The organism is Aquamicrobium terrae, assembly GCF_040545735.1.
GTDB lineage: Bacteria > Pseudomonadota > Alphaproteobacteria > Rhizobiales > Rhizobiaceae > Mesorhizobium > Mesorhizobium terrae_A.
On record NZ_JBEPML010000006.1, the window covers coordinates 51,214 to 63,464 of the forward strand.

Consider the following 12,251-nt stretch of genomic DNA (forward strand, 5'->3'; position numbering starts at 1 on the left):
CAGTGGAGTTTCTCTTGGTCACAACATAAGCAAAAATTGCGCTCCCCGAGAATGTCCGTTGTCGACTATTATCGGGTCGCGAGCGGCTAGACCGTTCCGGACCAGAGGCTAAACCAAGCCGAAAAGCTTGGAAATGGCGAATGGCTGCTTCGAGGAGCTCGCGACTAGATCCCAAACAGGCGAATTGGTTCGAGTAAGGAACGGCAGCTTTTCGCCGAATGCTCTCCAAAACCGGACTGTCCGGAGACGGCCCCCATTCTGCCTGAACGAATCCTCTCCATGGGCAACGGACATCTTGCTGCCGCGACGGGCACAGCTATGGTGATGCGATGCCGCTCGATCATTTCATTCCCCAGGTGCATCTGCGGAATTTCTACTCGGCCGACGACAAGGGCCGCCTGGTCGCGGTCAAGAAGGACGACCTCAAGACCTTTCACCCCTGGTCGGAAGATGTGTGCCGAAGGTCGGACGGAAGCACGAACCTCTACCTGCATGAGCCTCGGGCAATCGAAGAATTTCTGAAGCGCATCGAGCCGAACTACAATGCCGCGCTCGATGCGCTGCGCAACCGCGCGATCGGCGTCGAGCATGTGTATGTGATCGCCGGCTTCGTCGCTTACATCGTCTCCTGCTCGCCTACGGCCATGCGGATGAACACGCCGCATATCGCGGCGACCGTCCGATCGGCGGCCGAGCTGCTGGACGCGCAAGGGCTGATTCCGCCGATGCCGGAAGCGTTCGGCAACCGGGGCCTGACGGAACTGCTTGACGACGGCTCGGTAAAAATCACCATTGATGAGAAGTATCCCCAGGCGATCGGCATCTCGCAGATAGAGGGCCGGGTGTATATTTTCGGCAACGCCTTATGGGACATCATGTTCGCCGACCCGTCCGACGGGGCGTTCTTCACCAGTGATTTTCCGGTCAGCCTTGGGCCGTCCTACGATCCCCGCGTCGTCAGCAAAACGGTGCCGCTGGCGCCCGACGTGGCGGTATGCATCCACCCGCAAGTACGGGAGCGGGGGAAGGAGCCTGACTTCTCGTTTCCCGAATTCCGGGCAAAGTTCCGGCGCCTGAAGGCGAAGGAGATCAGGCTTATCAACCGCGGGCTCGTCGAGTCGGCAGAGACCATGGTCTTCTATCATCGAGATGCCGACTGGCTGCTTCCGTTCGTGCGGAAGCATCGTGATTTCCGCGCAGATGCTATCGTGACGAGGATCCCCATGCCGACCGGCGGAAACATGATCGCGGCCCGGCAAGGCATCGTGCCCTTCAAGCGACCCAGTCTCGCCTGACTTGGGCGCGTGACCTGTGAATATTCGGGACAACCCCCTATATCTGCGTAAGTGTTTTCTTGACGACCCAATATCTAGTATACTGCGTGATGGAATCAGTCGTCATTCTCTCTAAGGAAGAGGACGATCATGCAGACCCAGACGGCCGCGATCGGCGGCGAGCAGTTTGAAGGGTATTGGGACCGGCTCAGCGACGAAGAGTTGCTGCGGATATCCTTCACCACCGACGACCCGGAAAATCTTGAGGGACTCGTTCTCCAGGTTCCATCGGTGAAAGAGCGGCCCTTCGTCGAATTTGCCTACGATTTCCGGGGCTCGCGGCGATCCAAGATCCGATGCGCCCATTGCAAATATCCAAACCATCTTGCTGGGTTTGTCATCAAGACCGATAGCGGACAGCGGTTCCTGTGCGGCCATTTATGCGGCGCGAAGATCTATGGTGCCGACTTCGCCCATCTGCATAAGGATTTCTCCCATGCCCGCGACCGCGCCGGATATCTGCGGCGCGTCCAGGGGCTTCGGGAAGCCCTGCCCGGGTTCATGCGATATCTCACACAGTTGAGGAGCGATCCGGCCTTCGATCTTTATGACCGCACGCGCCAAACGCTGGTCACGCGAATGCCGCGGCTGCGGGGAGCGCTGCAGGTCGCCATCGACCGCGGCGGCGGCACCCTCAGTGTCGACGAGAACGTCCGCGATTTCGCGGCCGAAGGGCGTGACGAGGATCGCTACGACCGTGAGATGGAGGAGTGGAATAGAACGACCGTTACCGAGCGCAAGAAGCTTCGCCGGCAGGGGCAACAGCCCGATAAGCCGAGAAAGCCTCTATATAAAAGCGTGTCGCGTCCGATCGGAACGGTGGCGACGAAGACGCTGTTTTCGACGGCAAACAGTCCCAGACAGGTCGTCGAGGATATCGCGGCGCAATTTGCCAATCTGGCTGATGACCCGGTCAAGCAGATGAGCGCAGCGGACAAGCTGGCGTTCTTCGGCTATCGCGGCAAGCAGGATGCGCAAGGCAGTCAGTGGCGCGTGCTGGTGGGATTCGGGGACACCAGCAATAAGGGGATGGCGAACCTGCTAAAGCAAGTCGGCATCCTGCTGGATCGTCTTGAAGAGCAAGTCGAGCGACTCGCGGAATTGCCGTCGTTTTTTCAGCCCAGGACGCTGTCGGCCGTCGCTAGCTGGGCGACGGCCGCCAAGCTGGCGGGCACCTACACCGCCGGCCTCAACAGCCTGGTGTTCGAGAACAACCATGGACAGACGGTTGCGGCGCAACTGCCGCCGGAGTTCAAAGTGCCGTCGGTATCGGGTATCGAACGGCTCCGCCTCGCCATGCGCGAGGGTACGTAACTTGTTGGAACGCTTTAGACGTACGGCGGCTACTGAGTCGGGGTCGGACGCCGAACGACAGCTTTACGCTTGGTGAACCCCAGAACCGGACAGTCTGGAATCGGCCCCGGGTCTGCCGTCCGAAGGAAGTAAACGAATGGCAAATTTCGAGCGGCGACGGCAGCACGAAGCAATCCGCTGTATCCGATGCACTTCCCCTCACTCAGTAGATTCTATCTCCACAGGGACCGCGGGCATGATCTGAGTCGCAACTGGGGTATAGAGGTCGATGTCGACTTCTGGCGAGACCAGCGTGACGATCAGCGAATAACGGGCCTGTTGCTCGCAGACCACCGTTTTGCTTCGCTCCTTCCACCAGCCGGACACAGGCTTGACGCAAATCAGGTCTCGCGCAGCCAATCTCGCGCCGCTGCCGGTCCATTGATCATAATGGATCGACCCGGCCGATATGTTGCTTGGGCCGAACTCCCAACCGGAATCTGTCGGACGCCCGGCTGCGACCAGCCCGGGCGGCAGGGTTTCTTCAGCATTGATGCCAGTGCGAAACTGAATCTCCGTCTCCTGCGAACGCTTAAGATCGAACCGTAACCCAAATGACTGGTAGTTCTGAGGGTCGATGGCTGCCGCACGGCCCGGATTGGGTTCAATGAAATAGGAGAGGGTCACCTTCAGGATGAAGTCGTTGTCGGCGTACTGCTCCAGAAGCGCTTTCGGCCACGGCAACGGATAGTAGTGGCACTCATTGAAGCCCACGCTGTAGGTCTTCTTACCGTCCTTGATCGTGACCTTCTTTTTGTAGGGCTGGATGGTCTGCTGTGCGACAAGCGCCAGATGCTCTTTGGCCGATGCTGTTGCACGCTCGTAGGACGGCACGCCATAGCCGAAGCAACGCGCGAGGCGTTGTTTCTCACGGAGACCTTGGGCTGCCTGAAGCCGCTGCCACATCGGAGCGGTCCATTCCGCGCTATGCACCATCAGGGCGCGAATGGTTTCCGGCCAGTAGTCGGGATGATCGGCTTTCAACCGGGCGGCGAGGCGCGATGCGAGCGCGGTGGACGCGCTGGTGGCGGCAAAATTAACGATCGGCAGACGATCAGCTTCGCTGCCGGTCGTCAGCAGTTCCAGCGAGGGACAGGATATGAGGCCCTGGCCATTCGGCGATCGGGCGCGGTTTCCCGCCTCCATGACGATTTCGGGTTTGACAGGGGTCTTGCCCTGCACCCAGGCAAGCGAATTGCGCGAGTAAGGGCTGAGGTCGCCCATCGGAGCCATGGGCTGATAGCCGTCCAGCCCGTCGTCATCAATGACCTGCTTTTCCGTGTATCCGCCGACTGTCAGCGCATTCCATGCCTGTGCGGGGTCTTCGATCGGATAGTGCTGGAGTGACTGGAGGTCGGCGAAGTTCATCACGGCAGGCACGTTTCCGGCAGAGATGAAGAACAGGCGGTGCGGGGCGCTCGTGTCATCACCCTCCATCCTGCCGATTGCGGCTCGATCGACGGATGCGCTCCAGCTTGTACCTCGCTCGCCCGACACATCCTCATTGGTGATGGCCATGCAGAAGACGCGATCGGAGTCCGGGTTCTGGATTTCGGCAAGGGCGACGGCAGTGGAGGTGATTGTGCCCAATCTCGCCGGTTCGTTCGGCGGGAAGCCATCGGCGGGCATGATCCGCACCGATTCCAGCCGATGGCGGAGTGGCCTTTCGCCCTGATCCTGAAGGGCGGCGAACAGGTCGCCGTGTAATACAAGCCCGGCCATTTCCGTGCCGTGGCTTGCAGCCTGATTGTCGCTCGGCACCCAATCGGGATTGGCGGTGAGCAAGTCAGCTTCGGCCAAGGCCGGTTCGATCAGAACGTGCGCCCGGTTGACGCCGGTATCGAGCAGGCAGACGCGCGGGGCCAGACGATCCGCTCCGCCAAATCACCAGCCCAATCATGTTGGTTCTCGCGTTCGTCCTCCACAAAGAAGGAGGGTGTATCGGAGCCGCGCCGAAGCTCGGTGATGCCTTTGCAGGCGAACAATGCCACCTCAATGTCAGCGCGGCGCGCGAAGACTGGAACGACGACAGTTTCCGGGAAGGTCAGACGATAATCGTCATCGGCAATCTGGCATTCGAGTTGCCCCAGAACATGAAGCACCTCGCCTTCGAAGCCGCGCATACACCAGACTTCCCACCAGATTTGCGCCTGCGGATCGTCAGGAAGCGCAGTGGGCTTGTCGGTCCAGAATGAGAACAGTCGCGCGCGCCGGATCGCTTCGATCGGCTCGACATAGGATTTGTGCTGGGGTCTTTCCTTCGCGGTCAGCGGTCCCGCGCGGTAATCCTCCAGGATCGTTTCCAGAACCGGCAGGGATTCGTCCGGCACAAATAGGACGGCGGTCAACTTCTCAGTCTGGGCGTCCCGTTTCGCGGCACCGGACAGGATGCCGGATCGGCTCTTGTCGAGGTCTTCTGCGTCAGAGCCTTTCCGCAGTTCCACCTCGTAATAAGCTCCTTCCGATCGCTCAAAACGCTCGTCGGGCGGTGGCGCTTCAACGACTTCCTGAAATGCGGCGCGCAACTGCCCAAGCAGAATTGCCCCATGCTGTTCGCGAATGCGCGGCGCGCTTCCGCCGCCCATGTTGCGCGAAGGTGCCTTGTAAAGGCTTGGTTGACGGCGATCGGAAATGTCGAGATGTGGCAGCACGAAATCGGGCATGTCGTATCAGCCGGATTTCGTGTTGGAGAAAGCCTCCTGCATGGCACGCCGTTCGGTTAGCCGCCGGACGAGTTGATCGGAAGTGACGGTATCGGTTTCGCTGAGGATCGCCGATTTCACGGCATCCTCCGTCGCACGGGTAATCTCCGCCTGGCTCAACCCTTCTGCGGCTCTGAACAGGGTTTTCCATGCGAGGCGCGGTGCCTTGAACGGACGTAGCGCAGCGAGGACGATATGCTTCACCTGCTCCTGAGACGGCATCTCGAAGGCCAGCACAAGGTCAAACCGACGTAGCAGGGCATTGTCGAGCAGGCCGGGGTGGTTCGTAGCGCCGATGATCAGACTGTCAGTAGAGTTCTCTTCCTCCATATACTGGAGGAAAGAATTCAGGACACGGCGCATTTCCGCCACGTCGTTGGTGGCATTGCGCCGCCCGCCGACCGCATCGAATTCATCGAAAAGATAGACGCCTCGCCGTTTTGCCGTTTCGTCAAAGACTAGCCGCAGCTTTGCGGCGGTTTCGCCCATGAACCGCGTTATCAGGCCTTCCAGCCGGATGACAAAAAGCGGGAGGAGGAGCTGCCCTGCCAGCGCCTCGGCAGTCATTGTCTTGCCGGAGCCGGGTGGGCCCACAAACAGGGCACGGCGATTTGGCGTCTTGCCGTGCTCGCGCAGCCAGCTCCGCTTTTGCTGCTCACGTACCAATTCATCGAGACGGGCGCGAAGCGTCTGATCCAGCACCACGTCCCTGAGGGTGTAACGAGGTTCCCGATGCTCGATCAGCCCTTCCAGCTCACCACGCGGTTTGGCGAACTGGATGGCGACAGGCGATTCCCTGCGCGATTTCCGTGCGATTTCAACGGCGGACCGAAGCGCCTCGGCACTGGAGCGGCGGCCCTGTCGCGCCTCGGAAGCGGCTACCTGCAACGCAATCGAATAGAATTGCTCGTCGTCGCCTTCAGCGCGACTGTGCAACATCGCCAATATTTGTTTCGCGTTGGACAAAGATTCGAACCTTCCAAGCTGCCGACTTCAGCAGTTCCCTCGTTCGATCTTATACAGGAAACGCAGAAACAAAAGGTCAACCTGAGACACCGAATCGGTGACGCACAGGAATGAAATGTTAGATCAGCATACAACGCGAAAACTGGACCGGGACAGTTCTGTCGTCGCCTGAAGGTCCACCGCTTCCAAGCCTTAAGCCGCCGGTCCCTTCACGGCTCACGTTCATGCCCATAGTCGGAAGCGCTAAAGCGGCAGCTTCCGGGAAGCCGCCGCCCGTGATCTTGGAACGACAGAGATGGGGTTGCAGAACGGCAGCCATCCGCGTGACTGCCGCCAAGACCGGACAGTCAGCAGACGGCCCCGAATCGGCCTTCAATCATTCAGCTCGGGTCGCTCCTCATTTGGCGAAACACGACGACGGATGCTGGCAACAACCTCATCGAGACGCTATTTTCGTGACGTACGAAAATGACCTCTAAAACTTTGGCGAGACTCGCTAAGCGCAATGATTGCTAGGGCGGCTCCGCCTCGACAGGCAAGGTCCGACGGTGCCGGACGTCCATGATGATCAAGACGGATTCCGTCGACTGCAGGACGATGTGCAACCATGGCAGAGGATGAACAGAAGCGAAAACGCGGACGTCCGACGATCTACGGCCACGCCATGACGCCGGCCGAGCGCCAGCGGCGTTCGCGCGTCGAACAGAAGCTTCGGTCGCCCAGGCGATTTGTCGAAGATGCGCAGATCGCGGTGGGATCGTTGCGCTGGACGTTCGCACGCCTCGACGATCTCGCCAGGGATGGCGAGATGGACGATGCGACAAGGGATCGCCTGCTTGGCTATTGCAACGACCTGAGACGGACCGAAAAGAAGATCGTCCGGGCATTGAAGCTGGTGCTCAGACCCCCGAACGTAGGATAGTTGGCCAGGCCTTGATTTAACGTGGCGTCTTGGGCCGTTAACCATGCCGGCGCCTGGCGTCTTGAGATCTTTTCCGGATCCCGATCGATTGCGCGTGCTTCGTTGGCGGAGCAGCAGAAATCGGCCTCCGCAGGTGTTTGCACCACCGCACGGAGGCCTGACCCGCAACCTGATTGGAAGGTCTTGGGCTATGACAATTGATAGAAGGCATTTCCCCCGTCCGGAAGGGTACCGGTGGAATTCGGCGGCGAGGCTACGGATTTATCGACGCCTTTTTCAGCAGTCGACGGCACTGCGGTCTCCAACGGTCTCCGACGGCGACACCGACAGGCTGGTGGATGATGCCATGAAGGCGGTGCTCGCCGGGGAAGTCCGCGACGACAGCACCTTCGGCGAGTATGCGTCGCTGTTCGGTTTCTTCCGCTCGGCAGTGATGCAGGAAGGCCGTCTGCTGGAAACGGCCATCGAGCAGGCCACGCAGGAGAACCCGGACCTCAAGCTCCTGCCGACGAAGTCGATGCCGATCGTACCCGCCGCACAGGAAATGCTGAAGCGGACACCGTCCGACGAGATCAAGGGGGTGCGTTTTCCGTCGCGGGTGCACGCGACGGAATCCTACAAGCCGGATCTCTTCGTGGTGAACCGGCAAAGCCACAGCGGGCTGATCCTGGATATAAAGAGGAGCCTTGGTTCCTACCGGCCCCAGGAGGTGGACCGGCTGCGGTTCCGGATGCTGGCGGTGGCGGCGATCGCACCGGAGTGGGTGGCTGAGCATCAGGGGCCGCTGCTGGTGAAGATCGAGACCGCGATCGTCGACGGTGCCGATGAAATCTCCGATCCCGAGCGTGGCGTGTTCCGGCTTTCCGAGATCGATGATCTGCTCGAAACCGACTGTGCCGCCGAATTCGTCAGGGACGTCCGGGATGCGTTCTCCCGGCGGGTAAAGGACGAGCTTGCACGCCGCTGCCGGACGCTGGTGAATCCCGTCGAACCTGACAGGATTCCCGATGCAGAGAATCTTGCGGCGAATGACCATTCGTCGCCCCGCGCCGAGTCGGCCTCGGTCATTCCGTTGCAGACGCCCGTGACGGCGCAGCCTCGTTTCGGCTACGCCCGAAGGCCGAATCTGCACTGACGCCACGGGCGATCCCCACTCTCTATTGCCAAATTTACTGACCGTGGCCCGCCGCGGAACGGAGGAGCATGTCCTCATGAAAAAGCCCGTCATCTTGAAAGAGCCCGTGCGGCTCACGGTTGTGGCCCCGGAAACCCGGAAACAGCGAGAAATGACTCCTGCCGACGCATGCACCGTAACTGGAGCGGCCGCTGCCCGCTTGGAATCCCGATTGGCCGTGCCGGCAATCGGCAAACCGGGGCCGACGATCAGGCCCGGCAAGGCGACCGCATCGCTCCCACTTCTGATGCTCATCGGGCACAGCGAATCCTGCGCGACGCTGAGGCGTGCAGGCGCCATTGCGTCCTGCGACTGCCGGATAAAGCCGATGGAAGACCCCGCCGTCGCGGTGGGGCTGGCGGTTCATTTTGCCCGGATCAGCCTCAGCCAGCGCGTCGCCCTGCCGGATGTCATCATCGAGCTTCTGGCACGGCGCGTCGAAGAAGGCGATGCAGCCTGCATGATGGTCGCGGAGTGGCTGGAGACGGCGGGACTCGTGAACCTCAAACAGGTGTTCCGTTCAGACAAGAAGCGGAGGAACCGGTGATGGACTCCCGTCTCGCGAAGCATCTTTTGCGGCGTCTGCGTCATCAGGCGCAAGCCGACGCAGTCGCCCGTGCGGCCGGCGCCAAACTGCTGACGGAGCGACGCGTTCCCGTGGCCGGGCGATGGGTACACAGCTTCGTGCCGGGACCGCTTTCGGCGGGCAGATCGCAGGCCGAGATCGCCCGCATGCTCGATCGGCTCGGGCGCTCCGGATCGGTCTCGCGTGATGATAGCGCCCCTGAGGGCGAGGACATCGCCGCCGCCTCCGATGCGCCGGAAGCATCAGCCGATCACGGCGACAGCAAGCCCGATGCCGCCAGCCTGCTGCGCGCCGTTCGCCAGTCGGCGGAACCGCTGCGGGCAGCAGACGTCGCCACGATGCTGCTCCTCACTCGCTCGATCACCATGAGCGCGACACCGCTTGGCGAGATCCTGGAGGCGCTTCGCCTTCCCACTCCCATCATCACCCTCACCGGACGGGTGGCGGGATTCGAGGAGGTGTTCCTCGACCTGCTCGAACGGGGTCTCATCCTTCCTGGCAAGGTTGCGACATGCAATGGCAATACGTTCTCGCGGGATTATGGATTCCGCTTCTCCCATGTTCCGGATGCGCACTGGCGCATCGTCGTCTTCGCTGCGACGAATGTCGAGCCCGAAGACCGCGAGAGGATGGCGAGGAAAGTCGCATTCGTGGCGCGAAGCCACTATCCGATCCTTGGCATCTCGGAAGACGAGGACCGGCTTCCAGGCCCGCTGCGGCAGGCCGCCCGCATCAACCTCGTCTGCGGTCCGCTCGACATGGGTATCATCCGCGAGACCATGCGCGCCGTGCTGGGGGAGGTGCCGGAAGGCTGCCTGCCGCACGACCATGCTTCGGCGCTGACGCTTGCCGATCTGGCGCTGGCGATCCGGTCGGGAACGTCAGCCAAGCGGGCGCTCGCCATCCTGGACGGCCTTGCCCGCATGCGGCTGGCATCGGCGGCAGAGGAAGAGAACGACAGCGGCGTGTCGAACAGGAAAGAGTCCGGCCGCAAGGAAACCGGCGGCACGACCGCGACGAAGTCGAAACCCGGGCGCAGTTCTCCCGGGTCGGGCAGCGAGCGGATCGAGCCGACCGCGCCGACGGGGACAGACACCGACCGCTTCATCCCCCGCGTCGAGACGCTGTCGGGCTATGGCGAGGCGACGGCTTGGGCTTTTGATCTGAAGGAAGATATGGCGCTGTGGCGCGCGGGACAGCTTGGTTGGGCGGACATGAGCGCAAAGCTGCTCCTGTCCGGGCCACCCGGCACGGGCAAGACCACATTCGCCAGGGCGCTCTGCAACACGCTCCAGGTCCCGCTGATCGCGACGTCGGTCGCGACCTGGATGGAGCCTGGCTATCTCGGCGATGTGCTGATCCGCATGAATGCCACCTTTGCCGAGGCCGAGGCGGCGAAGCCCGCCATCCTGTTCGTCGACGAGATCGACGGCATCAACATGCGCGGCAGCGCAGGCGAATGGACGACCTATTGGGACCAGATCGTCAACCGCCTGCTCGAACTTCTCGATGGAGCCAGCCGATCCGACGGCGTCGTCGTCATCGGTGCCACCAACAATCCGGATCGGATCGACAAGGCGCTGCTGCGCTCCGGCAGGCTGGAAAGGCACATCGTCATTCCAAAGCCCGACACCGAGGCGCTGATCGGCATCCTGCGCCATCACCTGAAGGACGATCTCGACGCCGTCATCGCCAGCGCACCGAAGCGGGAGACAGGCCGGGCGGGCGCCGGAGCCACCGACGACAGTACCGCGACCGACGCTGCGACTATCGCCGCTGGCGACCCACCCGCAATCGCATCCCGCCGCAACCCGCCAGCAGAATAGTAAGGAGGCTATCCATCATGGTGATGTTTTACCCGCGCAAGGTCGAACAGGGCGCCGGCTTCGACTATCAACTGGCGCGTCTCATTGCCCTTGCCGACGACATGAAGGAAATCCGCGCGGGCGTGCCGCCCGAGCACCTTGTCGTCGACGCGCCGATCCTGGAGCGCTGGATGTTGGCCAACAGGCCCGCCCCGTGTCTCGCCGGGCTGTCGTTCGGGCATCCGCTGCTGCCGGGCGAGGCCCGGCCGGTCGCCACCTCCGACCTTTGCCTGATCGCCGACGACCATAGCTGGGCGCGCACGCTGTCGCGTTGGTACCGCCTCGGCCGCCCGGCCGACAGCCCGCTCGGCGATTCATGACCTGGTGGACGACCATGGAGGAACAGGAGGAACTCATGGCAGTGAGTGAGCAAGGCTGCCAGGCTGGAGCGCCTGGCGATGCCGTCCTGCGCGCCCTGGCGGTAAAAGCGCGCGGCATGAGCGGCGCCGATATCGAGCGGCTGGTCCGCGAGGCGCGCCAGAAGGCACGGCGGGCTCATCGGCAACTGGTCTTCTCCGACGTCTTTGACCTGTTGGCCGCCGCCCGACCTGAGCGATCGCAGGCGTTGCGCTGGTGCATGGCCATCCATGAGGCCGGACATGCGGTCGCCAGGCTGGTCCTCGACCTGGGGCGCATCACCTCGATCGGCATCGACGGTCCGGCCGGCGGCTACACTGAGGGGAAAACGGCAACCACGGAAACCGAGACGGAAGCCGTCTTCGACGGCCTGCTTGCCGTCAGTCTCGCCGGGCGCGCGGCCGAGGAGGAGCTTTTGGGCTCCGTCAGTGCAGGTGCTGGCGGCTCGCCGGACAGCGACATGGGAAAGGCGACCGCACTGGCGCTCGCCATGGAGACGGAACTCGGCTTTGGCGAGACATGGCCGCTGCTCTATCGACATGCCGACAACCAGACCACGATGCTCGCCTACAATCCCCCATTGGCAGAGCAGGTCAATGCCCGGCTTGAAGCCGCCTATGCCCAAGCCCGCGAGCTAATTCGCAGCAACGAGGATGCCGTCCGGTTCCTTGCGAACGCCCTGATGCAGCATGACACGCTTGAAGGGACGGCTCTCGTTATCGTTCTGAAAGAGGTGGGGAAGCGCGTGGCGTCAGCGGATTCCGATCAATGAAGCTGCCGTCGTTCGGAGGTTGGCAAGGCACGAAGCGGCGTCGCGGGGGCAGTACTCGGCTGCAGATTGGCCTAGGGGAATATTTTTTTCGGCGTCTCATCGGACTTTATCCATCACTCACGCATGCAAGGATTCAAGGACACTCCTCGGGCGGCGCCGATCCAGAAGAATTCGACACTGACAAATGCTCGGAAATGTTGGTTCCGTCGAGGTTGTCAAC

General features: G+C 61.8%; 11 protein-coding genes. 8 read left to right on the forward strand and 3 right to left on the reverse strand.

The genetic code is table 11. The features are described from left to right. Window positions 1-329: 329 nt before the first annotated feature. Window positions 330-1,295, forward strand: coding sequence for a DUF4238 domain-containing protein (locus ABID37_RS10475; protein ID WP_354194394.1), 966 nt, complete (start codon window positions 330-332; stop codon window positions 1,293-1,295). Between the two features lie 129 nt (window positions 1,296-1,424). Next, window positions 1,425-2,648 (forward strand): hypothetical protein, encoded by a 1,224-nt coding sequence (locus tag ABID37_RS10480; RefSeq protein WP_354194396.1) that lies wholly within the window; start codon window positions 1,425-1,427, stop codon window positions 2,646-2,648. A gap of 198 nt (window positions 2,649-2,846) precedes the next feature. On the opposite strand, the gene ABID37_RS10485 is transcribed toward ABID37_RS10480, so the two are convergent. The 3 genes from ABID37_RS10485 to ABID37_RS10495 are packed head-to-tail and all read right to left on the reverse strand — an operon-like array spanning window position 2,847 to window position 6,355. Next, the gene (locus tag ABID37_RS10485) at window positions 2,847-4,487 is read right to left on the reverse strand and encodes a S8 family peptidase (RefSeq protein ID WP_354194398.1); all 1,641 of its coding nucleotides are present in this window, start codon (window positions 4,485-4,487) and stop codon (window positions 2,847-2,849) included. An 11-nt stretch (window positions 4,488-4,498) separates the two neighbouring features. Continuing rightward, window positions 4,499-5,350, reverse strand: a complete 852-nt coding sequence (locus tag ABID37_RS10490; protein ID WP_354194400.1) for a hypothetical protein — start codon at window positions 5,348-5,350, stop codon at window positions 4,499-4,501. A 6-nt stretch (window positions 5,351-5,356) separates the two neighbouring features. After that, on the reverse strand, window positions 5,357-6,355 hold the full coding sequence (locus ABID37_RS10495) for an AAA family ATPase (protein WP_354194402.1): 999 nt from the start codon (window positions 6,353-6,355) through the stop codon (window positions 5,357-5,359). 607 nt (window positions 6,356-6,962) lie between these two features. Between ABID37_RS10495 and ABID37_RS10500 the strand changes: the two genes are divergently transcribed. The 6 genes from ABID37_RS10500 (at window position 6,963) to ABID37_RS10525 (ending at window position 12,031) form a co-directional block, all read left to right on the forward strand. Beyond that, window positions 6,963-7,277 carry a hypothetical protein gene (locus ABID37_RS10500; RefSeq protein ID WP_354194404.1) on the forward strand — a complete coding sequence of 105 codons (315 nt, stop codon included), beginning with the start codon at window positions 6,963-6,965 and terminating at the stop codon, window positions 7,275-7,277. 346 nt (window positions 7,278-7,623) lie between these two features. Next, window positions 7,624-8,412, forward strand: coding sequence for a hypothetical protein (locus ABID37_RS10505; protein WP_354194406.1), 789 nt, complete (start codon window positions 7,624-7,626; stop codon window positions 8,410-8,412). A gap of 76 nt (window positions 8,413-8,488) precedes the next feature. Further along, window positions 8,489-8,998, forward strand: a complete 510-nt coding sequence (locus ABID37_RS10510) for a hypothetical protein (protein WP_354194408.1) — start codon at window positions 8,489-8,491, stop codon at window positions 8,996-8,998. Beyond that, entirely contained in the window at window positions 8,998-10,863 is a 1,866-nt protein-coding gene (locus tag ABID37_RS10515) for an AAA family ATPase (RefSeq protein ID WP_354194410.1), read from the forward strand. Before ABID37_RS10510 ends, ABID37_RS10515 begins: the two co-directional genes overlap by 1 nt. 17 nt (window positions 10,864-10,880) lie before the next feature. Continuing rightward, window positions 10,881-11,222, forward strand: a complete 342-nt coding sequence (locus tag ABID37_RS10520) for a DUF6634 family protein (protein ID WP_354194412.1) — start codon at window positions 10,881-10,883, stop codon at window positions 11,220-11,222. Between the two features lie 14 nt (window positions 11,223-11,236). Then, window positions 11,237-12,031: an ATP-dependent metallopeptidase FtsH/Yme1/Tma family protein gene (locus tag ABID37_RS10525; RefSeq protein WP_354194414.1), complete on the forward strand. Its 795-nt coding sequence runs from the start codon at window positions 11,237-11,239 to the stop codon at window positions 12,029-12,031. The last annotated feature ends 220 nt before the right edge of the window (window positions 12,032-12,251 follow it).